The organism is Bradyrhizobium sp. Kon56, from assembly GCF_055807635.1.
This window is the reverse complement of sequence record NZ_JBVVOU010000053.1, coordinates 1-22064: the sequence shown is the minus strand read 5'-3', so window position 1 is coordinate 22064 and position 22064 is coordinate 1. Positions and strand designations below refer to the sequence as shown.

Below are 22064 nucleotides of genomic sequence, written 5' to 3'. Positions count from 1 at the left end.
TACGAGACGTCGTCCGGCCGCAGTCTCCTGCTTAGCGCATCCGAGCGCGATCTACCGCGCCTTGGACGAGTTGAGGGAGCGCTCTGCGCAGAGACCATCGGTTCTTGTGGTGAAATGCTAACCATCATGGTCGACTACCTTAAAACGCGCGAGCGGTTCGGCGAGAAGATTGGCAGCTTCCAGGTGCAGCATCGGGCAGCCGACATGTTTGTGGAGTTGGAGTAGTCCCGCTCGATGGCCATGTATGCCGCGATGGTGACGCGCGAAGGCAACGCTACAGAGCGCGAGCGCGATTTCGGCGGCAAAAGTCCAGATCGGCCGCTTGGCAAAGGTGATCGGTCATGAATCGATCCAGCTTCATGGCGGTATCGGCATGACGATGGAGTACAGCATCGGCCACTACTTCAAGCACGTCATCGTACTTGACACGTTATTTGGGGATGCCGACTATCACCTGCGCCGCCTCATCAAGCTTAGAAGACTCAGCCGCACGGAAGAGCTGAGGAAGGAGGCGCCGTCGGTTTTGTCTGGTTCACGACATCTGGCCGAAAGGAGGTGAGAGTGTCCCCGTTCCGCGGACAGCGTCAGCTCTCCCAAAGTTGCTCTTGATCTCCGATGGGGCGGCAAGCTATCGAAAGCCCTAGTGCTCATCGGCGCACAACGTCGTGGCGATGACACGACGCGCCGTAGTCGACTGGGGTTTCGGAAGCGGCGCTTTGATGTCCATGCGGCTAAGCAGAGAGAGATAAATACGATGAGGCCATCCTTAATGATCGCCGGCGCCTTGACGGAGACAAGCCTGGCGACGGCGGCTATGTTGGCAAAGCCTGCTTTCTCTGGCGATCGGCTAGCGGTTACCTCCGCGGGCGGAGCCTACCAGGCGGCACGCGCCCCGCGGAAACCTTGGAGATGAGCGCAGCGAGCGGATAGGAACGGCCGAGTCATGTCGCGGGCGCGAAGCTTCGCAATTTCCCAATGGGACACACATTTCCGACCGTTTTTATACTGAATTCGTGGAAATCCGGCGCCTTCGGGCGTCTATAGTCGATCCGTCACACGTTTACGATTTGGACGTCTCAATGGCATCGAAAAACAAAAGCTGTCTTGGAATCCTGGACTTTGATCGTGAGCCCGGTTGGGTCCGGCCGACGCCGCCTCCTGGCTCGCTGATGAGTCCGGACACTTACGGCTTTCCCATCGTCATCGAGGGTGTCAAGGGATCTACGGTGGATCGCACGATGAGCGGCGATCCAGCGCTCGTCCAACCCTACATTGCCGCTGCGCGTAGGCTGGTCGCGCAAGGCGCCGTGGCGATTGGTTCGAACTGCGGTTTTGCGATCCGCTACCAGGGGGCAGTTGCTGCTGCCGTGGACATCCCTGTTATGATGTCGACGACAGCGGAGCACGTGCAGCTCAATGTCGGAGTCGTAAGCCCCAAACTCGAGCCATTTCGTCCGGAGGTTCTCGAAAAGCTGCGGATGGCACGGCAAAGCCAAGGCGAAAGTCCGGCGCGGAATGTCGGTCGCACCGCGAATCTCGACGCCGGAGCGCCGGCTCATTGAGAGGTCGAAACACTCTTTTCTCAATTCCGTCTCGCGACAGTCCCGACGGTACCAATAGAGGAGTCCTTGATGTCCCGAAAAGTCGTTCTCACGTGCGCAATCACTGGCGGGAATGCGGCAGTCGTTGCAAAGCATCCGAACATCCCCAAGACGCCTTCACAAATCGCTACGGCGGCCATCGATGCCGCGAAAGCAGGGGCTGCCGTCGTTCACATCCACGTTCGCGAGGAGGACGGGACGCCTTCGAACCGCTTGGAACTTTATGAACAGGTCGTAAAGAAGCTGCGCGACTCGTCCACCGATGTCATCATCAACCTGACATGCGGAATGAATGGGACCATTGTGCTCGATTCCCTCGACCCGCCAACGCTTGGCAAGGCCACTGCGCTCAAGTGCCCGAGGGATCGTGTCCTTCAAGCGACTACGCTCAAGCCGGAGATCGCCACACTTGATTGCGGTATGTTGGCGTTCGGCGAGTCGATCTATGTGGCGCGAATGTCCGATTTGCGCGAAATGACGAAGCTCATGCAGGATGAGGGCGTCAAGCCCGAGCTCGAATGCTTCGACCTCGGCCACATCGAAAATGCAAAGAAGCTCATCGCAGAAGGTACCCTCAAGGGCCCGCCGCTGTTCCAGTTCTGCCTCAGCACCGGTAATGGCGCTCCTGCTGAGCCGATCGTGATCTTGGCCATGAAAGAAATCCTGCCTCCCGGTGCGATTTGGGCTGGATTTGGCTGTGGTCCGGACGAAATGCCGACGGTTGCGGCAATCGTGAGACTAGGAGGGCATATTCGCGTCGGTCTGGAGGACAATATCTACCTGCGGCGCGGCGTGCTGGCATCCAACGCCGAACTCGTCGACAACGCGGTCGGGATCATTGAGAGGATGGGCGCCAGCATCGCCACGCCGGCCGAAGCGCGACAAATGCTCGGCTTGGTGAAGCGCGGCTAAGAACCGCTTTTTGACAGAAACAGCCGGGCGTCTTGAAGGTGGCCTCACGTCCTCTGCACAAGCAAGCGCGATAGCCTGGTCTCAACGCGCCGATAGTGGAGAAGGGAAAGAATGGCTGAAGTTGTAACCACGCGCCGTGAGGGTGCGATCCTCGAAGTCACGCTCGATCGCACGAAGGCTAATGCCATCGACGCGAAGACTTCCCGGCTAATGGGAGAGGCTTTCAAGACGCTCCGCGATGATCCGCAGCTACGCGCATCCTCAAGACCGCTGGGGACAAGTTTTTCTGCGCCGGATGGGACCTAACCGCTGCTGCGGCCGGAGAATCAGCGAACGCCGATTATTCCTCCCACAAGATCGACAGTGTCACGTGCTTGCGCCGGAGTTCGCGATGCACCGCCGCCCAGTCCGGCTCGACTTGCCGGCGATGGCCTCGCTGGGTGCCAGGACCGACTCCTGCGCTGGCGAACAGCCGGGCCTCCAGCTCAGTGTCGGTGATGTCGTCGGGCAACGGCCAGGTCAGCCCCGATGCCTCGAACCGGCGGATCGCCAACCGCACCGTCGACGGGGGCCGCTCTCACCCGCCGGGCAATCTCGCGGCCCGGCATCCCGGCCGCCTTCAATCGCATCACCTCGCGCACATGGCGCATCGCGAACCTCTCCGTCGGCATCCAGATCCCCCCTTTACAAAGCCGAAAGGTGGGACCGTATCGGAGCCAGAAGAGGCCTCGTCACCCCGGGCGACATCATCCCGGAATGGTGGGCGAGATCATCTCGGAATGGGTGGGCGACATCAAATCGGAACTTTGGGCGAGATCATTCCGAAATGGTGGGCGACATCGAGCGGAATCAGCAGAACAAAGCAAACGGCCTTGCAAAGCGGAGGTCCAGATCCGGCCGGTAACCGTCTTAAGCTTGGCCAGCACCGGCACCGTCGTATCGTCGGCGTGGATGCGTTCCGCGCTCATGATATGGATCCGGATCGCCTCAATAATGGGATCGAGCGCCACCACGCAGGCGCCAACCCGATCCGCCAGGGTCGAGACATCGATCTCGACCCCTTCGCGGGCATACGTCTTGCTCTGCCGGTTCAATGGCTGATGCAGCAGGAACTTGTTGACCAGCACCATTGCCAGCAGGTTCGGTCCGGCAAAGCCTCGTGGGATCGGATGGGAGGCGGCCGGCGCTTCTGTGATCGCCTCGCAATCCCGGCAGGAGAACTTTTCGCGGACATGCTCGATAATCTTCCAGCGCCGCGGCTCGCATTCCAGGGTCTTCTAGACCACCTCGCCGAGCTTGTGCAGCCGCTCGCTGCCGCACTTCCACATGCGCAAGGCGCGGGTTCGACGACGCGCTCGACCGTGCAGATGGTCCGGCAACGGACGTCGCGACGGTCGTGGATTTTGCGCGCGCTTCTCCTTGGCGGCCCCTGGCGCGGCGAGTTCGGCCTTGGTTTCCTGTTCGGCCTGCGTCTCTTCAAGGTCCTCGATGGCAAGCTCGAGCTCTTCGACCAGCAGCTTGCCGCGTTCGGAGGATTGCCCGAACTGTTCGCGCCGTGCCTTGGTAAGCATCAGCTTCAGCCGCTCGATTTCCAGTCGACCGACGGTCACTTCGCTCTTCGCCAGCGCCAGTTGTTCGCGCTGCGCAAGGATCATTGCGTGCGCAGCGGCAAGGTCGGCGGGAAGCGAATCGGAAGGCGTTGTCACGAGGGCAAATCAATCATATTCGCCGCTAAAATTCGCGACGGATCTCCCTCGTGATGTCAATAAGCCACAGCTTAACCGGAAGCCTGCGGACGCCAGGTTGCCTGCGGCATTCGCCAGTCAATTCCGGACAGGAGATAGGATAGTTGCGCAACGTTGATCGTCACAACGCCGTCCGCCAGCGATGGCCACAAAAAGCGCCGCGCTCCAATCGCTTCGTGAACAGACATGCGCCCTGCGATCATGCCAAATGATCTTGATCACGTCGCCGCGGCGGCCCCTAAAAACGTAAAGATCACCAGCGTGCGGATCACGCTTCAAGCTCTCCTGAACTGAGACGCACAAGGCTCGGGAAGCCTCGGCGCATATTGGTATGGCCGGTCGCAAGCCACACCCGTACCTTACCCGGTATGGCGATCATCGGCGCTCAAGCACCTCGAGGACCCGCGCCAGTGCCTCCGGGTTGACGTGCGCATCCACCCGGATGCGTCGCCGGTTGCCAAGATCAATCTCGATCAATCCAGTACGCGCGGATGCTACGGAGCGCACCCGGCCGTCACCCGCAGGCAAAAGCTTCGGAGTTTCCTCCACTTCCGTAGCGACGATTATAGCGCGACAATCTGGATGGGAAGCGCGCGACAATCAGGATGGCGAGTCGGTGTCGCGGCGAGGTGATGATTGCCGCGATGATTGTCGCGCGCAAGAGTTTTGTTCGCTCTGATTGTCGCGGAGCGTCAATCAGCGAGCGTTTTTGGTGTCGCGTGCGAGGGTGGTCGCCCTGGACCACGCTTCCGCTCGAGCGCGGTGCGCCTGCGATAGCTTTCGACGTTCATCTCGACGATGGTGGCGTGGTGAACGAGGCGATCGATGGCGGCGAGGGTCATAGCAGGGTCCGGGAAGACCCTGTTCCACTCTCCGAAGGGCTGATTGGCGGTGATCAGCATGGAACGCCGCTCGTAGTGTGCGCTGATGAGCTCGAACAGCACGCTGGTCTCGGCCTGGTCCTTGGTGACGTAGGCAAGATCACCGCAGATCAGGGGGTCGAAGCGATCGAGGCGGGTAATGGCGGCCTCGAGATTGAGCTCGCGGCGCGCCACCTGGAGCTTCTGCACGAGATCGGTGGTGCGGGTGAAGAGGACGCGCCATCCGTTCTCGATAAGGGCCAGGCCGATCTCTGCCACCAAGTGACTCTTGCCGCCGCCGGGCGGCCCGAACAGCAGCAGATTGGCGCTCTTGCCGAGCCAACCATCGCCGGCGGCGAGCGCGGTCACCTGCGCCTCGGAGATCATCGGCACAGCCTCAAACTCGAAGTTGTCGAAGGTCTTTCCAGCGGGCAGCCGCGCCTCGACGAGATGGCGCTCGACGCGGCGGCGGCCGCGTTCGGCGATCTCGTGCTCGGCAATGGTGGCGAGGAAGCGGGCCGCCGGCCAGCCTTCCTTGTCGGACTGCTCGGCAAATTGCGGCCACAGCACCTTGATGGCTGGCAGCCGCAACTCGTTGAGCAACAGATTGAGGCGCGCGGTGTCAATGGTGTTGGCCGTGCTCATGCGGCACCTCCGATCTCGCCAGCACCGACGAGGCACTCATAGGTGGCGAGCGGTGCGAGCTGCACCACGACGTGCGGCACGCAGGCCGGATCGGGAGCGAAGTAAGCGCGCAGCCGGTTGAGGTCGGGCAGTCGGCCGGCATCAAGCTCGGTCGCGAGCTGATCGGCGAGTTCGGCCTCGCAGCCGCGCTCATGGGCCAGTGCGAGGAGATCGACCATGATCCGGCAGGCTTTCCTGTCCGGCAGCCGTTCGCGCAAGCAATCGAAGGTTCGGCGATAGGCATCGCGCGGGAACAGCCGATCACGGTAGACGAGATTGAGCAGCGCCATTGGCTTGCGCCGCAAGGAATGGATCACGTGCCGATAATCGACGACCTGGTCGTGCTTGCCGTTGGGATGCGGCCGCCCACGCGGCAGGGTGACGAGATGGGTGCCGCCGACGAACACGTCGAGACGATCGTCATAAAGGCGCACCCGCAGTTGGTGCCCGATCAAACGCGACGGCACGGTGTAGAACACCTTGCGCAAAGTGAAGCCGCCGCTTGACGTCACGCGGACAATCACCTCCTCGTAGTCCGAGGTGCGGCGATCTGGCAACGCCTGCAGGGTGGCGCGCTCGTGGTCGATCCGCTTGGCGTTGCGGGCATTGCGGCGGCTGACGATCTCGTCGATGAAGCCGCGATAGGCGGCGAGATCATCGACGTTCGGCAGTGCCGCGCAACAGCAGCGCATCGGCGATCGTCCGCTTGAGATTGCCATGCGAGCTCTCGATCGCCCCGTTCTCGTGGGCGATGCCGCGATTGTTGCGGGAAGGCCGCATGCCGTAGTGGGCGCAGAGGTCCTCGTACCGCCGGGTCAGATCGTCCCTCGCATTGCGATCGAGATTGCAGAAGGCGGCCGACAGGCTGTCGGTCCGATGCTCCCGCGGTGCCCCACCGAGCGACCACAGGGCATTCTGCAACCCTTCGGCCAATGCGACGAAGCTCTCGCCACCGAGCACGAGATGGGCGTGTTCAAACCCGCAATAGGCCAACCGGAAGTGATAGAGGCGATGATCCAGCGGCACGCCCGCGATGGTGACCCCAAGCTCGCCCATATCGGTGAAGTCGGACAGGCCGACCTGGCCCACGTCGTGGGTCTGGCGGAAGATGACCTCCTGCTCCTCGCCGTGGATCGCCCGCCAGGCGCGGATCCGGCGCTCCAGCGTGCGGCGGATTCCAGCCCCCAGCTCAGGATGGCGTCGGAGCATCTCCTCGAAGATGGCCACGGGCCGCACGCCGGGAGCCGCCTTCAGCATCGGCACGACCTCCAGGCCGAAGACGTTGGCCAAGGGATCCGGCCGGCGCCTTTGCCGCGGTGACTTCTTTTGCGACGGAAGACGCAGATCCTTCTCGAGCCGATAAGCGGTCGACGAACTGAACGACACCTTCGCGGCCGCCACTGGCGGCGAATAGGTTTGACGGAACTTCATGTAGAGCCTCATCTGGTGATCGGTGACATGGCAGCCTGGCAACGGGTGATTCCTCTTTGGCGAGAAGAACCATCCATCACCGGCCAGCCGCGATCACCAGACGGCGCGGTCCGCTCGGATCGCGCCGTCGCCGGGCTCGTAACTCCGGTCGGGCTACGCCCTCCCTGCGTCACGAGCCCGGCGAAGCTCTCTCATCCTGATTGATGCTGCACTTCCATCCTGATTGCCGCGCCGCAGACGATCTGCACCCGCGCAAAAGATGGTACAACCTGCTCTGATGTCCGTGCTTGTCGACGCCAGGTAAACACTAGGCTGGCCGCGACTCCGTTGCGGCGCGCAACCTCAGTCACCTTCGCGCCCGGCACCAACGTCTCCTCGACAATCCGCGCCTTGTGGTCCTGCGACCAGCGCCGCCGCCGCTCCAACCCGCCCAAAACCTCGACCCGCATGGCCTGATGACCTTAAAGCTGGACTTAAGGTCACACGCTTCGCGAATTACCTCGCGTCACGCAAGACGGCGCCCGTCGGATGCGTACGTCGCGGTAGCGGCGATGCTAGCTTGACATATGCTCGAGAGTGGTGGTCGGGGCGATGCGGCAGGGAGCTGCGCAGATGCGAGGCGACGCGCTTGCCGCGCAGGAAAATATCGATGGTCCTCGAGGTGATCCGTGCCTCGACCTATTCCTACACGAGGTGGTGAGGCAGGCTGTGAAAATGTTTGGTAAGCTCGAGAAGCTAGCCCACCTATCGATGTCTAAGGGTTGGCCATAGGACGCTGGCTCAAAGCACATGCTCGCTTCCATCTGTGCGTCGGGCCGACCGGGCCTTCGAAGGCGCTGTGCTCGCAAAAAACAAGAGCGGCTCGGACAATATGAGCCGGTGCGTTATGGCAAAACGGCGAGCCAACTATGACGTTGAATGAGATCGCCTGATCTCGAGCCTTTCGATGAACAGATCGCCAAAGAGCGTGATCTAAAGCAGTATTCAAGCTCGGGACGTCCGTTTGTCATCACAGCTTGTCCGGTTGACTACGGCAATGTGGGAAGTCCAACTACCATCAACGTCGATGAGAGAGTAGCCTGGCAGGTCGACGTCCTTCCTCGTCTCAAATAGGCGGCGCACGAAGTTCGCGGGTGGCACGCAGATTGCTAGATGAGGACTGCGGCACTCAGAGGGTTCGCGGCGCCCTATTGCAAGGCGTGCCCGATGGTATCTGCTCGGTGCTCGTCATTAATTTGCTAACTCTGTTTACGGTTTGAACCAAACGCAAAGAAGATCATGTCGGCTTTAGAGGGTTTGGGCAAGAGAGAGCTATCACAGGAAACAAGAGAATGATTCCCGAAGTTTTTGACACCTGTGCGGTAACAAGAGCTGGACCGAATACGGACCATAGCTCTCATCTGACGGTGACCCGGGAGCAACTCGTGCGCTCGGCGAGCGAGGGGGCGCGGGCGGGCAGCAGGGGTGGGCACATCAACGTGTGTGATCCCGAACCCGAGCGGGGCTCGTCGGCTGACGGAGCGCCCGACGATTTTGACGACCTTATGGTTCACCGGCATCCCCTGGCGCGCTGTCTAGTCCGGCCGTCTCGGCCGGACAGATGCAATTCCATACGTTATCGCGGTGCTCCGGTGAGCGCGAACGTGTGCATTGGGTTGGAAGACAAGGTATTTCTCATTAGCAGGCGAGCGACTGATCCAGAACTCGCGCAGGGGCGCCATAGATTCCACGGATGGGGATTGGGTGATGAGCCGGATGAACGGCCGGAAGCTCCCGCTCAAGTTTAATCTACGGAGTTCAAAGTTTATGGCTGAGAGTTCAAAGTTCATATCGAAGAGGCGGCCACGATCGGTCGGACTGCTGGGGGGAGGGGTGATCGGCGGCGGGTGGGCTGCGCGGTTTGTCCTCAACGGGGTAAATGTGCGGCTCTATGGCCCGTCGGCTGGTGCGGTCAAGCGCGTGCAGGAGATGCTGGCTAATGCGCGGCGGGCGTATCGGCGCCTGACGGAAGTCCCGCTCCCGACTGAGGGAACTCTGACGGTAGTGCAATCAGTAGTGGACGCGGTCCACGACGTGGAGCTCGTGCAGGAGTCCGCACCGGAGAGTCTAGAGCTCAAACAGCAATTGCTTGCGGCGGCAAGCCGAGCGGCAGCTCCTGAGACCCTAATCTGCTCCTCGACCTCGAAGCTTCGACCGTCGTTGCTGCAGGCGGAGATGGATCGCCCCGAACGCCTGCTAGTCGCGCATCCATTCCACCCTGTGCACCTGCTGCCGCTGGTAGAACTGTGCGCCGGACAATGCACCGCACCCGAGATGCTGCTGCGGGCGGCGGAGATGTACCGGTCGGTGGGGATGCACCCCCTAATAGTACGCAAAGAGGTAGATGGGTTCATCGCGAACCGTCTGCAGGAGGCAGTCTGGCGCGAGGCCCTATGGCTGGTGCACGACGATGTGGCCACGGTGCAAGAGGTCGATGAGGCGGTCCGCTACTCCTTCGGGCTGCGTCGGCCAATCTTGGGCCCCATCGAGACGTACCGCATGGCCATCCCTAAGATGAGCGGACGCCGCGCCATGGAGGTATTGGGACCCTCGCTGAAATCGCGTGTGTCCAAACTCACCGAGGTGCCCGAGCTCACCGACGCGCTTCTGGACAAACTGGCCGAGCAGTTGGATGCCCAGGCTGGGAACATGACCGTCTCTGATCTCGAACAGAAGCGCGATGACTGCCTCGTGGGCGTGCTGCAGGCGTTGCGTGGTCAGGGCTGTGGCGCTGGCGAGACGCTCGTGCGCTGGGAACACGAGCTGCGCGACCGCGCTCCCCAACCCATTCTCGGGCCCGGTCCGTTGCGAATGCCTTCGCGGCAGATACCGTCTGACTGGCTTGATTACAACGGCCACGTCACCGAGAGCCGCTTTCTGCAGCTCATGGGCAAGGCCACAGATGAACTGCTCCGTTACATCGGCGTCAACGGTGAGTACCTCGCGAACACCGGCAGCTATCACACGCTTGATACGCTCCTGTCCCGCGTCTTGGAACTGCATGCCGGCGACCGCATCCAAGTGCTCACGCAGGTACTTGGCGCCGATGACAAGCGTCTTCACGTCTTTCACGTGATCACTCGTGAGGCCGATCAGAGACCGGCAGCCACAGGCGAGCAGATGCTGATTCACGTCGGTGTTAGCAGCGTAGGCAGCAAACCCACACCTGTACAGGGGAGCGTGCGCGAGCGCGTGCTGGATTTGGCCGGGCTACACGCGCAATTACCCCGTCCGGAGCGCGCCGGTGCCAGCATCAACCTGCGCTGAGGGGTGAACTCACCGGCGGCACGCGATTGTACCTATCCCGCTCGGTGCTCAGTAGGCTTCGAAACACTTCAGAGGACCCAATGGCCCGCAAACAGTTGCTCGGCAGGCGAACCTTCGTCGCACCAGCCCGAGATGTGGAGGATGTGGTGCGCGCTGGCCTGTGCGCAGGCTGCGGTCTGTGCGCGAGTATCGCTGGCGCTGCGATATCGATGGGCATCAACGTCGAAGGCAACATGCGGCCGCTCGTCCGAGGCGACGTTGCGGCCCAGAAAAATCAGGAGATCATGGCTGTCTGTCCGGGCGTATCAGTCTATGGTCCTGGCAGACCAAAGGGCATCAACACTCATCCCATTTGGGGACCCCTGCGCGAGATACACAGGTCCTGGTCCAGCGAACCGGTCGTCCGTCACAAGGGTGCCGCAGGCGGCACATTGACGGCTCTGGGCCGATATCTACTTACCAGCGGCGACGTACAAGCGGTTCTGCATGTACGCGACGACGATCGGAAGCCGTGGCTGACGATATCCACGATCTCCAGGACGCCGGATGAAGTCCTGCGCGGTGCTCAGTCTCGTTATGGCCCATCGTCGCCTCTCGTCAATGTGCACCGGCTGCTTGAGGAAGGTAAGCGGTTCGCCGTGATCGGCAAACCCTGCGACATCTCGGCCGTTCGTGCTCTCGGACGGATCGACCCTCGGGTCGAGCGGCTGATCCCCTACAAGTTGAGCAACTTCTGTGGGGGTGTCCACTCCGTCCACATCGCAAAGGCCGTAATCCGCCACCACGGCCTCGACGAGTCGGAAGTCTCCGTGTTTCGATATCGTGGAGAAGGATGGCCTGGGCCGCTGCGTCTGAAGACCCGCGATGGAACCGCTTACGACTTGCCTTATCCAGACGCCTGGCACATGGGTAAATTCGGCTACGAACTCCCGTTTCGCTGCAAAATCTGCCCAGATGGAGTGGGTGAAGTCGCGGACATTTCCGTTCCCGATGGTTGGATCCTTCGGAACGGAAAGCCTGTTTACGCTGAAGCGCCGGGAATAAACGTCTCTATCGTTCGCACGCGGGTCGGCGAAGAGTTGCTCCATGGCGCAGTTAGCGCTGGCTATCTCGAGGTTGCACCGGTTTCAGTGGAGGAGATCGAGCAAATGCATACCAACCATCACAGGAAAGCTGCAGCTTCCGCTGCTTTGTTCGCACTGCGGCTCATGCGCCAAAGGACGATCAAAGCCGTCGACTATCGTACCAGTGAGGGGCTTAGGCGTGCCGGGTTGCGCGCGATCATCCAGCAATTCTCAGGGACGGTGAGGCGCGTGCTCGCCGGAGAGAACCGAGAGCACTTGATCTAGACGTCTGGCCCCGGAGTGTGGCGGGAAATCAGTCAGACTGATCCTTCAATCTGGGAGGCCCTTTGGTTAGATACTCCAGGCCGCGCCACGACCACGCACGCGGTCCGAGCTGCAATACAGCGATCGAAGGCTCAGCTAAAAGAGCTAGAGCAGATTCTGATCAGACACGATCATAGCCGGCCGCGGCGAAGAAATTCAGGCAGGCTTGGGCGGTGAAGGTGGCCAGGGCGAGGGTGATAGCGTTGTCCAAAGCCTCGATTGATCTGGCGGCGGCCTTTCGAAGAGCGGCTTTGAGCTTTGCGAAGGCCATTTCGATCGGATTCAGGTCGGGCGAATAAGGCGGCAGATAGAGGAGCTTGGCGCCTGCCGCGTCGATTGCGATGCCGACCTCGGCCCGCTTGTGAGCTGCAAGATTGTCCATCACCACGATGTCGCCGGGCCTGAGTGTCGGCACGAGAACTTGGGTCACGTAGGCCGCAAATGCCGGACCATCCATGGGGCCGTCAAGGACCATCGGTGCAGTCATTCCGGTCGCTCTGAGCGCGCCGACGAAGGTCGTCGTCTTCCAATGACCATGCGGCAGCGCTGCGACACAGCGCTGACCGTACGGCGAACGGCCAAAGCGCCGGGCCATCTTGTTCGAGGGTAAGCGCTTAGCCGGAACCCTTGCTTCGGGATATGGATAACTATGCGAAGAAGCCTCCGGCTTGGACGGAGGTTTGTGATGGGATTGGACAGCAAAAAGGACGTCCATTTGGACGGCCCATCGGCGCGGTTGGTGAGTCGGCTGGAAGTTCTTGAAGGACCGTCGGGGCGCCGCGTGCGTTCGGAAGCTGAGAGAGCTCGGATCGTCGCGGAGAGTCTGTTGCCCGGTGCCCAGGTGTCCGAGGTTGCGCGCAAGCACGGAGCGACGCGCCGGCAGATCTACGATTGGCGACGGCGGTTTCAACAGCGAGGCATGTTGCCGCCGTGCGAGGCGTCCCCGCCGACATTCGCGCCGCTGGTCGTGGAACATGCGTTGGAGGAGCGTCAGACTCCGGCGATCAAGCTTGAGATCGCGATCGGTGATGTCCTGCTGCGGACGGATACGGACATTGATGGTGAGCAGCTCTCCCGGGTGATCCGTGCGGTGCGAGCGTCACGATGATTGCGGCCGGTGCTGATCTGAAGATTTACGTTGCAATGCGGCCGATCGACTTCCGCTGTGGCCACGATGGGCTTGCGGCAAAGGTGCAGGAGGTGCTCCGTCTCGATCCGTTCAGCGGCGCAGCCTTCGTGTTCCGATCGAAACGAGCGGACCGGATCAAGATTTTGGTCTGGGATCGAACGGGCCTGGTGTTGGTGCACAAGCGCCTCGAAGGTTGCAAGTTCGTTTGGCCAACGATCGCGGACGGCGTGATGCGGATATCGCCGGCGATGTTCGCTGCCTTGTTCGAAGGGCTGGATTGGAGATTAGTCCGCCCGGAAGAAGCACGGCGCCCGCAGGCGGCGGGATAGCTGCGGCAGAATGACTCGGCAGCTATTTTGATCGTGGCACACGCGGCGGCGATGTGCTCGAAATAGCGCATGAGCATCGCGGCGCTGCGCGACGAAAACGAACGCCTGAAGGCGCTTTTGACGCAAACGCAGGCGGCCTTGAGCGAGCATCAGGGGGCGCTGGCGGCGTCGGAAGAAGCCCGACGCCGCCTGGAGATCATTCTTGGCGAATTGCGACGCGACAGGTTCGGCGCGAAATCCGAGAAGCTGCGACCAGATCAGTATCATTTGCCGCTCGAAGACGTGGAGATCGCGCAAGGCATACTGGATGCCGCGCAGGAGAGAGCCGAGGCGGTGATCCAGGGCCGATCACGGAACGCGCCAGATCATGGTTCTCATCGCAATCGCGGCTGCTTGCCTGTCCATTTGCCGCGGGTGGAACGGATCATCGAGCCTGCAGGCACGCTTTGCCCGTGCGGTTGCGGCGCCATGACGAAGATCGGCGAGGACGTCAGCCAGCGTCTTGACGTGATCCCGGCGCAATGGCGCGTGCTGGTCACGCGCCGCCCGAAATATATCTGTCGCCGCTGCTCGGGCCCCGTCGTGCAGGCGCACGCACCGGAGCACGCGCCCGGCGGGCTGCCGACCGAAGCGGCCATCGCGCACGTGATCGTCTCCAAATTTGGCGACCATACGCCATTTTACCGTCAGGCCGAGATCTATGCGCGCCAGGGGATCCGGCTTGATCGGGCGACACTGGGCAACTGGTCTGGCCGCGCCTGCTTCCATCTTCAGCCCATCGCCGACCACATGCGCCACCACCTGGCCATGGCGGATCGGCTGTTCATGGATGAGACCAAGGCGCCGGTACTCGATCCCGGGCGCGGCCAAACGAAGAAAGGCTACTTCTGGGCGATCGCCTCAGACGACCGCGGCCACAGCGGGCCAAGTCCGCCGATCGTGCTGTTCCGATATGCCCCCGGTCGCAGCGGTGCCTTTGCCGAGCAGTTCCTCGACGGCTTTGGCGGACGCTACCTGCAATGCGATGGCTATGACGGGTATGACCGGTTGAACGAAGTCGTTCGACCGCAAGGGCCATGGACGCTCGTGCATTGCTGGAGCCATTTGCGCCGGCGCTTCGTCAAATTGGTGCGCAACAGCAAGTCACCGATCGCCGAGGCCGCTGTTCGGCACATCGCGCAGCTTTACGCCATCGAAGCCATGGTGCGCGGCTCATCGCCGGACATCCGGTTGGCCGCGCGCAAGGAGCACTCGCTGCCAATGGTAGCCGCGTTAAAGTCGTGGTTCGAGAAACAGCTGTCGATGATCTCCAGCGGTTCGACCTCGCCGAGGATATTCGCTATACGCTCAATCATTGGCAGGGGCTGACCCGCTTTCTCGAAGACGGGCGTCTCGAGCTCGACACCAACCCGGTCGAGAACGCCATCCGGCCAGTCTGCTTGACCAGGAAAAACGCTCTCTTCGCCGGTCATGAAATCGGGGCAGAAAACTGGGCCTTGCTCGCGTCGATCGTCGCCACCTGCAAGCTCAACGACATCAACCCGGCCGCCTACATCGCCGAAACACTCGAGGCCATTATCGACGGCCATCCCCATAGCAGAATCGAAGACCTCATGCCGTGGCGATTCCGCAAAGCGTCAAGCCAGGCTCAATAGGGCCCCGGCTGAGCGCTTACGTTCGAGGCTCCCGTCTCGTCGATGAACACCAACCGATGGATGCCGATCTCAGGCTGAGATGCCTTCCACGCCGCGCGTTCAGCGGCCACGTGCGGGCGATCCTGCTCGCTGGCGTGCGACGTTTTTTTTAACGTGATGTTGCGGCGATCGAAGAATCGCCAGACCACGCTCGGCACGAAACGCTCGCCGTGAACCTTGAGGAGATGGTCAGCGATCTCGGCCAGCGTCATGTCGGGCGTAGCCTTGACCAGGGAGGGGATCTCCGCAGCATGACCCTCGATCCGAGCTGAACGCCGGTCTCCGCCCTGCGCTCCCGCCTCACAGGCGCCGGTGCTTCGCCACTCGTTAACCAGTTCGTCGATGGTGCTACGCCAAACCGGCCGGCGCGCCCAGACAGCTCATGCCTTCCTCTTCCACAGCCCGAATAATGCGAAGGCGAAGGTCCGGCGAGAGCGGTTTAGCCATGGGGCTGGCCTCGGTGATTCACGATTTGCCGCGCAAGGGAATCCCTTCCGACTCCGCTAGGTCAGAAAATGCTCTAGTCGCCCGACACGATCTAAATCAGAAGACGGTCGCCAAGTGGCGCAAGCGAGCCTTCGTTACATGATGCGAAGATTGCCCGAAAACGACATGCTCGGCTGTGTCGCAAGCACACTCTGCTGCCGCTAGACGACTGACTCTACGCCCTGCAGGCAACTCGCGGTATCCTTGCAAGCTGCGCCATCGGATCAGCCGACTGCCCGAGATCGGTGGCGACAAGCCTGCCAAGCAGCCGTTCAAGGCTTATCCCATCGGGATTTCCATATCGATATTGCCGAGGTCCACACCGAACCGGGCAAATTGCACCTATTCGTGGTGGTCGACGGGGCTCGAAAATCGGCTTCGGCCGGTTGCATAAAGGCCGCAAACGTCAGAACCGCCGGGCCTTCCTCGAAGCCTTAATCCCTGCAGTCCTCTACAAGTTGTGCGATATGCCGCAACATCGATCGGGTCGACAGCGCGATAGGCTGCACAGCTTCAGGCGCATCTGCCGGCAACACCACGTCGAACGTCGTCTCACCAAACCAAATCACCCGTGGACCAACCGCTAAGTCAAGCGCATGAACCGCACCTTCAAGGAGGCTACGGTAAGCCGATATTACTACACTCCTCACCAGCAGCTCAGGGAACACCGGATCGCGTTTCTGGAGTTCTATAACTTCGTCGAAGCAAATAAAAGATCCTTCGCGCGCATCACACGCCGCGAGCGACTCTGCAAAGCGTCGACCTGCTGAGTGAAGCGTATTGTTAGCCCTTCTTGATCCACACCGGCGCTGGCAGCGCGACCCGAGACATGCGGTTCGGATGCGTGTGACTTCTTCCTCAAGGCTCTCCTCGGGAAAGACGCGGTTGACCAGTCCGTGCCGGAAGGCCTATTGGGCGTTGAACATGTCTCAAAGTCGCCCGCTCCTTTGATAATAATCAGACGGAGGTCCGGATCGCGCCCGGCAATTGTGAGCGCATCCTGGAACTCGGCAAAGATCTGCAAGGAAATCGCATTCCTTCTGTTCGGCCTGTTGTGTGTGATCCAAGCGACACGATCCTCTGCTGCATTGCCGATCAAAATCGGCTGGCCGCGGCATTGCCCACCGAGCTATTCGCCTCCGTTGCCCTGCACTGGACTCGGCCCTGCAAATCGCTCTCACGGTACGAATTTGACCCAGCTCAAACATGAGAGACGCTCTAACGAGTTCTTAATTGCGGTGGACGCGGTGTCAGGACGTCGTGCGCACTCATTCAACCCCGTTCGTATTGGATGCACAACGAGCGTTAGGTGCTTTAGTCCTGGTTCTCCTCCTCAGCTAGGCAAATATTCGCGACTCCAGCTTTCGCTTATGGCGCCCCCGGCCAGCAACCCGTCTATCTCCGCTTCAGCATATTGCAATGACCGCAGAACTTGCCGTGTCGAGGCGCCATATTTTTCTGCGGGCGGCAGTGGATATATCTTTCCAACGGCCAAGCGTATTGCGTAAGGATCAACCTGCGTTACCGCGTGGCCGCTGGGATGGGCATCAAATATTGAGAAGGAGTAACTGCCCTGTCCGGTTGTCGAAGCACGATCCGCGGGCTTGGAATTTGCAGATCGAATGGCCTCGATGTCCTCGCAAATTGCAGCGCCGATATCGGCTGCCTTGAATCGTGACAACCATTCTTCAGCGGAAGCCTTGCCGATGGCGTTGGTGAGATAGGAGACGCGACCATCCTTCGGTACATCAGGTAGTCCTTCTAGCCCTTCGATCCACGCAAAGCGCGGCACGTCGCCCTCTAAGGCGCTGAGCAGAAGGCTGCGGCCGGAGGCCGTCGCATAGAGGCGGGTCAATGCATCATAGCCCTTCACGTCAGGACCGGCCGGCTCGTCGAACGGTCCACGCCCTTCATAATCGTAACAGAAAGGCACCTGCGCGAGGCCGGAAACTGCGGAGAGCGAAGTCCGGGCTCGCCCTGCGTGGCCGGTCCTAAGTTTTTGGTACAGTGCGGCAGCAATGCTAAGACCTGCACCAAACCCGCACATCACGTCAATCGTGCCGTCGTGCGCGTGGTCCTCGGGCTTGTCTGCGGAACCACCGAACCTCATCATAATGCCCGTTGTCGCCTGGACGAGGTTGTCATAACCGCGATAGTCGCTGCGGGGGCCGCGACGGACGCCGCCGAAGCAATCGAGCTGACAGAAGACTGCGGCCGGATTGAGCGCTTGCAGGCCCTCCATATCGAGCCCCATGCGCTTGACCTGTTGGTCAGTCGCATTCCAGACGATGACATGAACCGACCTTATCAGCCTCTCGAAAACCTCCCGGCCACCTGATGACCGGATATCTACCAGAACCGACCGTTTGCCCCGCATATGAGTCATGCCAACGATGACCGTGTTCGAGCAATCGTAAAGAGGGCGCGCAGGTTCGATCTTGATAACCTCTGCCCCGAAACGGCCGAGGTAGTACGTGGAGTGCGGACCAGCTATCACGTTGGTTAAATCGAGGATCCGTACGCCGTCGAGCCATCCCGCGTGGGTCTCCGCAAGCGGGGCTACCGGCCCCCGAGATGGGCTCGCCGAGACCGCGGCGAGTGCCTGATCGAAGTCGCACCACTTCCTGGGCTTCGGGGTTAGCATCGCATCCCCGCTTTCCTCCAACCACCCCACCGGCCCGGGCTGGATCATCCGCCCATACACGGGATCGTCGACCTCGATCATGAGACCGGCGCATTCAGCATGATCGTCGCTGATCCACTCCTGCAGCCAGCGCTGAGGCGCACCGGGCAACTGCGCTTTCCCGAAGATGCGCTCCCATTCCTTTGCGGTTCGGGTCAGGAAGACGGTCTTCATACGGCCGGCGATCTTGTCGGCCCAGATCTTCGGTAATGGAGACACGCAGAACGAGTGATCGGATCTCCATTCCCGGATCGGAAGATAGGAATCGGCCTCCTCCGCCAGACCCTCGGCAACGAGCTCGTTGTATAGTCCGAGAACTTGCAAGCAGCGCTTGGCATGATGCTTGTGGCCTAGGCAAACGACATAGAACATGCGCCCGTCCTTGCATTTGTAGTTGCGGCAAAATGGATCGAGCAACTCCTGTGAAGATTCGTAAGAAAGATCCATCGGCATGCCTGCATCGCGCCGGCGGTCGATCTCGCGCTCGCGCCGTTTCTTATAGCGGAGCGGAAGGTCTTTGATGTGGATGGAATTGTAGGCGAGGCCCTCCATGACGGCGCAGGCAAGAGGTACCTCGATGTGGTCGCCAGTCCCGCTGCGCTCCCGCGCTTGAAGTGCGAGAACCGTAGCCGATGCCGCGAGCATCGTACCGTAGGCCGAAGCCAGAGGCAGCGGCGAGAAAGACGGATTGACACCCATCAGCACGCGGTTGACACCCATATTGGTGAACACTCCTGAGGATGCCGCGATTACCCCTTCAAAGGCGCGCCACTCGCGACGAAGTTGGTCGTCCGAAGCAAATCCCGGAACTGACACGGTGATCAGGTCGGGCCGGACGCTCCGCAGGGCCGTGAAGTCAATCCCAAGACGCCTTAGTACCCCCGGTCGGAAGTTCTCGACCACGATATCAGCCTCTCGGACGAGCGTCTGCGCCTGGGATACGCCTTGCTTGCTCTTCAGGTCGATCTGGACGATCAATTTGTTTCGATTAAGGGTCGCATTAGCCGGGCTATCCCAGAGCGGACCGGTTGGCGGGTCGATATGCACGACGGTGGCCCCAAAGTCCGCAAGGATCATCGCAACTGCTGGGCCGGCAATGTACTGGCCGAAATCGACGACCTTGACACCGAAGAGAGGAAGGGTTGAAGTTCGCATTGCTATCACTTTATTAGTTGTCTGTGAGAGGCGTTTGGGGACGCTAGATACTTCGCTAGTGATGCTTGGCATGATCTCAGCGTCCACAACGCGTAATCCGCGCAAATGGACCATCGGCCTCGACTTCACGGCCCACCTTCCCGGATACCGACGAGGCTAAAGATGGTGTTTGCTCCCCGCCAGCTTCGACAAATAGGAATCGCTCTGTTGGCTCCGCCATGATCCTGCGGATCCGACCTACGTGGCATGCCGTGGTCTTGCGGTGTCCTGGGCTCAGCGGAACATGCGGACTACACTCCACAGCATATCTTTCTCCTGTGACCCCACAGGTGATTAACATCTCGGAAATCATCTTTAGTTTTCCTTCTGACTAGAATCTTGTGCTTGCGAGCTGTGGGGAGTTGGCTTTAGCGCCAGCGCGTCTGCTCAGTGCCATAAGAGCTGGCAAGACCGCCATCAGTTCATGTTTAAGCACTTTGTTGCTTGATGTGTCGTAAGCCGAATGTACGCAGCGCATGAGCATATTTGTTCGACAATTCGATCCAGCTCGGGGTAAGTCGCGCCCTCCCCGCGATCGAAAACGTCAATTCTGGTCATTGAGCCATGTGTTCTCGCCCTGCCTGGAGACAAGCTGGCCGATGGTAGTGGTTTCATATGCGGACTCCGCTGCCGCGATCCTACGCATCACACTTGCGACGCGCTCTGCTGGCTGGCTTTGTCTTAACTTTGCGGACACATCACTGGACCTTAGGTTCAGGGCACAAGGACAAGTCTAGTCAACATGTGAAATTTTGATACCTGGCGGACAGGCGCTCGCCAGCGCCTGTCGCAGGAGTCAGCGTAGCGGGCATCTCAGAACCAACGCCTGCCCGTCCAGCATGAGCGCGAAATCGAGGACCGTTGATTAGGCGCACCGTCAACACGGGGATGCACATGCCGAGGCGTAGTTTCTGCTTTCCATTGATGTCAACGGGCGCGGACGTAAGAGGATGCGTTGTCCTTCCTTGTTGAGATCCATCATAGTTGAGCTCCATCATAGGCTATACGGCGAGTAGTAATTTATAGTACACGGCGAAAGAGGCTCAAGACACTACCAGCCCTGATGGGTAAGCTGGATGGCTGCTGGATGATGCGTAAGACCGTATGTCCGCCTCGCCGATGGGGTGGCTCGCCCTACACTGCGCGTCCAAGGGTTGCTCGGGCGAACCGAGCCGATCCTCATCACAGGAGGACGAGCCGTGGCAGATTATAGGGAAGCATTCGTCGGAATCGATGTGGCCAAGCTGAGAAATGCCGTCGCGATTGCGGATGCAGGCCGGGAGGGTGAGGTTCGGTTCTTCGGCGAGGTTGATGCTTCGGCCACCAACATGCGCCGCGTCTTAGGGCGGATCGCCAACCGGTTTGACCGCGTCCACTTCTGTTACGAAGCCGGCCCGACTGGCTATGGTCTTTATCGCCTGATCCGGTCGCTCGGCCACCAACGCATGGTGGTGGCGCCGTCGCTGATCCTAAGGAAGCCGGGTGATCGTGTGAAGACGAACCGCCGGGACGCCGTTTCTCTCGCGCGGCTGCTACGCGCCGGCGAGCTGACGGCTGTGTGGGTTCCCGATGAAGGTCACGAAGCGATGCGCGACCTCGTTCGCGCTCGATCGGCAGCGGTTGAGACGCTGCGGATCCACCGGCAGCAGGTGAGCGCCTTCATGCTCAAGCATGGCCGCACTTATCCCCGCGAAAAGGGCTGGACGATGCGCTATTTGCGTTGGCTCCAGGAACAACAGTTCGACCACCCCGCACATCAGATCGCGCTACAAGAAATGGTCGAAGCAGTTCGCGTCGCCAGGGACCGGGTCGACCGGCTCGAGCGCACGATCGAAGAGTTCGTCTCGACCTGGTCTCTGGAGCTCGCTCGTGCGGGCGCTTCAAACATTGCGCGGCGTCGATCTGGTCGTCGCAGTGAAATTCGCGACCGAGGTCGGTGACGTGAGCCGTTTTGAGGGCCCATGTCAACTTATGGGTCACCTCGGTCTGGTGCCAAGCGAGCGATCGACGGGAGAGACTGTCAGGCGTGGCGGCATCACCAAGGCCGGCAACGGCCGTGTTCGCCACATGTTGGTCGAAAGCGCCTGGACATATCGACACCCGCCGAAAATCGGCAAGACAAAACTATACCGGCTTGAGCAGACGTCGCCAGCAGTGCGAGAGATTGCTTGAAAGGCGCAGAGCCGCTTGACGGCCCGCTACCGGAAACTGGCGGCACGCGGCAAACGAACGACGGTGGTCTGCACCGCTATCGCCCGTGAACTGGTCGGGTTCATGTGCGCGATTGCCAGGCAAGTGCAGACAGCCTGATCGAGCGCCCTTATCATCGTGCATGGGCGGAGGCGGGACCACGGCAGAGGGAATGCCCGTCAGACGCTTTGTGGCCGGCAAGAGCGCCGACGCCCGCAGTAAGATAGGAGCAGACCTCGGACGCACAATCGGGAATGCGGTAGCCAATCCGCGCATCAGAGCTTGATCACCGACGTCCTTCGGTTCTGCCACCACCTATGCACGACCATCTCTATGAATAGCCGATCGACGATCGGTAAGCGCTGTTTCGGTCCCACCTTCCATTGAAGGCCTCGAGCGAGGAATGATCGATCTCTGATTGGAGATCGGCTT

General features: G+C 60.7%; 14 protein-coding genes and 6 pseudogenes. 11 read left to right on the top strand and 9 right to left on the bottom strand.

Annotation, left to right across the window (positions count from 1 at the left end):
- The 5 genes and pseudogenes from AC0L3B_RS36400 to AC0L3B_RS36380 all read left to right on the top strand — a co-directional run.
- Positions 1–225, top strand: a 225-nt coding sequence (locus tag AC0L3B_RS36400; RefSeq protein ID WP_473382262.1) for an acyl-CoA dehydrogenase family protein, incomplete at its 5' end; no start/stop codon positions are given.
- Positions 226–331: 106 nt separating this feature from the next.
- Positions 332–559 (top strand): hypothetical protein, encoded by a 228-nt coding sequence (locus AC0L3B_RS36395; protein WP_473382263.1) that lies wholly within the window; start codon positions 332–334, stop codon positions 557–559.
- 520 nt (positions 560–1079) lie between these two features.
- Entirely contained in the window at positions 1080–1562 is a 483-nt protein-coding gene (locus tag AC0L3B_RS36390; protein WP_473382261.1) for a hypothetical protein, read from the top strand.
- A gap of 69 nt (positions 1563–1631) precedes the next feature.
- The gene (locus tag AC0L3B_RS36385; protein ID WP_473382260.1) at positions 1632–2513 is read left to right on the top strand and encodes a beta-keto acid cleavage family enzyme; all 882 of its coding nucleotides are present in this window, start codon (positions 1632–1634) and stop codon (positions 2511–2513) included.
- A 111-nt stretch (positions 2514–2624) separates the two neighbouring features.
- Positions 2625–2857 (top strand): annotated as a pseudogene (locus AC0L3B_RS36380) (enoyl-CoA hydratase-related protein); the annotation flags it as partial.
- Here AC0L3B_RS36380 and AC0L3B_RS36375 read toward each other — a convergent pair.
- The 6 genes and pseudogenes from AC0L3B_RS36375 to AC0L3B_RS36350 form a co-directional block, all read right to left on the bottom strand.
- Positions 2854–3066 carry a hypothetical protein gene (locus AC0L3B_RS36375; protein WP_473382259.1) on the bottom strand — a complete coding sequence of 71 codons (213 nt, stop codon included), beginning with the start codon at positions 3064–3066 and terminating at the stop codon, positions 2854–2856. The pseudogene AC0L3B_RS36380 and the gene AC0L3B_RS36375 overlap by 4 nt on opposite strands.
- Before the next feature lie 331 nt (positions 3067–3397).
- Positions 3398–4168: pseudogene (locus AC0L3B_RS36370) on the bottom strand (IS66 family transposase); the annotation flags it as partial.
- A gap of 168 nt (positions 4169–4336) precedes the next feature.
- Positions 4337–4537, bottom strand: coding sequence for an IS66 family insertion sequence element accessory protein TnpB (gene tnpB / locus AC0L3B_RS36365; protein ID WP_473382258.1), 201 nt, complete (start codon positions 4535–4537; stop codon positions 4337–4339).
- 413 nt (positions 4538–4950) lie between these two features.
- Positions 4951–5763 carry an IS21-like element helper ATPase IstB gene (gene istB, locus AC0L3B_RS36360; RefSeq protein ID WP_473382257.1) on the bottom strand — a complete coding sequence of 271 codons (813 nt, stop codon included), beginning with the start codon at positions 5761–5763 and terminating at the stop codon, positions 4951–4953.
- Positions 5760–7275, bottom strand: a pseudogene (gene istA / locus AC0L3B_RS36355) (IS21 family transposase). The gene istB and the pseudogene istA overlap by 4 nt, the downstream one beginning before the upstream one ends.
- A gap of 149 nt (positions 7276–7424) precedes the next feature.
- Positions 7425–7682 carry a transposase gene (locus tag AC0L3B_RS36350; protein ID WP_473382256.1) on the bottom strand — a complete coding sequence of 86 codons (258 nt, stop codon included), beginning with the start codon at positions 7680–7682 and terminating at the stop codon, positions 7425–7427.
- A gap of 1297 nt (positions 7683–8979) precedes the next feature.
- On the opposite strand from AC0L3B_RS36350, the gene AC0L3B_RS36345 reads away from it, so the two are divergent.
- Both AC0L3B_RS36345 and AC0L3B_RS36340 read left to right on the top strand, forming a co-directional pair.
- A complete protein-coding gene (locus AC0L3B_RS36345; RefSeq protein WP_473382255.1) occupies positions 8980–10539 on the top strand; it encodes a 3-hydroxyacyl-CoA dehydrogenase NAD-binding domain-containing protein in 1560 nt (519 codons plus the stop codon).
- 80 nt (positions 10540–10619) lie between these two features.
- Positions 10620–11888, top strand: coding sequence for a Coenzyme F420 hydrogenase/dehydrogenase, beta subunit C-terminal domain (locus tag AC0L3B_RS36340; RefSeq protein WP_473382254.1), 1269 nt, complete (start codon positions 10620–10622; stop codon positions 11886–11888).
- 160 nt (positions 11889–12048) lie between these two features.
- Here AC0L3B_RS36340 and AC0L3B_RS36335 read toward each other — a convergent pair.
- Positions 12049–12531 (bottom strand): annotated as a pseudogene (locus tag AC0L3B_RS36335) (IS630 family transposase); the annotation flags it as partial.
- Positions 12532–12576: 45 nt separating this feature from the next.
- On the opposite strand from AC0L3B_RS36335, the gene tnpA reads away from it, so the two are divergent.
- The 3 genes and pseudogenes from tnpA (at position 12577) to tnpC (ending at position 15040) form a co-directional block, all read left to right on the top strand.
- Positions 12577–13035 carry an IS66-like element accessory protein TnpA gene (tnpA, locus tag AC0L3B_RS36330; protein WP_473382253.1) on the top strand — a complete coding sequence of 153 codons (459 nt, stop codon included), beginning with the start codon at positions 12577–12579 and terminating at the stop codon, positions 13033–13035.
- Positions 13032–13385, top strand: a complete 354-nt coding sequence (tnpB, locus tag AC0L3B_RS36325; protein WP_280097107.1) for an IS66 family insertion sequence element accessory protein TnpB — start codon at positions 13032–13034, stop codon at positions 13383–13385. Before tnpA ends, tnpB (AC0L3B_RS36325) begins: the two co-directional genes overlap by 4 nt.
- 69 nt (positions 13386–13454) lie before the next feature.
- Positions 13455–15040: pseudogene (tnpC, locus tag AC0L3B_RS36320) on the top strand (IS66 family transposase).
- On the opposite strand, the gene AC0L3B_RS36315 reads toward tnpC, so the two are convergent.
- The gene (locus AC0L3B_RS36315) at positions 15034–15291 is read right to left on the bottom strand and encodes a hypothetical protein (protein ID WP_473382252.1); all 258 of its coding nucleotides are present in this window, start codon (positions 15289–15291) and stop codon (positions 15034–15036) included. The pseudogene tnpC and the gene AC0L3B_RS36315 overlap by 7 nt on opposite strands.
- Positions 15292–16898: 1607 nt before the next feature.
- Positions 16899–19403: a CoA transferase gene (locus tag AC0L3B_RS36310; RefSeq protein WP_473382251.1), complete on the bottom strand. Its 2505-nt coding sequence runs from the start codon at positions 19401–19403 to the stop codon at positions 16899–16901.
- A gap of 1238 nt (positions 19404–20641) precedes the next feature.
- On the opposite strand from AC0L3B_RS36310, the pseudogene AC0L3B_RS36305 reads away from it, so the two are divergent.
- Positions 20642–21752: pseudogene (locus AC0L3B_RS36305) on the top strand (IS110 family RNA-guided transposase).
- Positions 21753–22064: the final 312 nt, after the last annotated feature.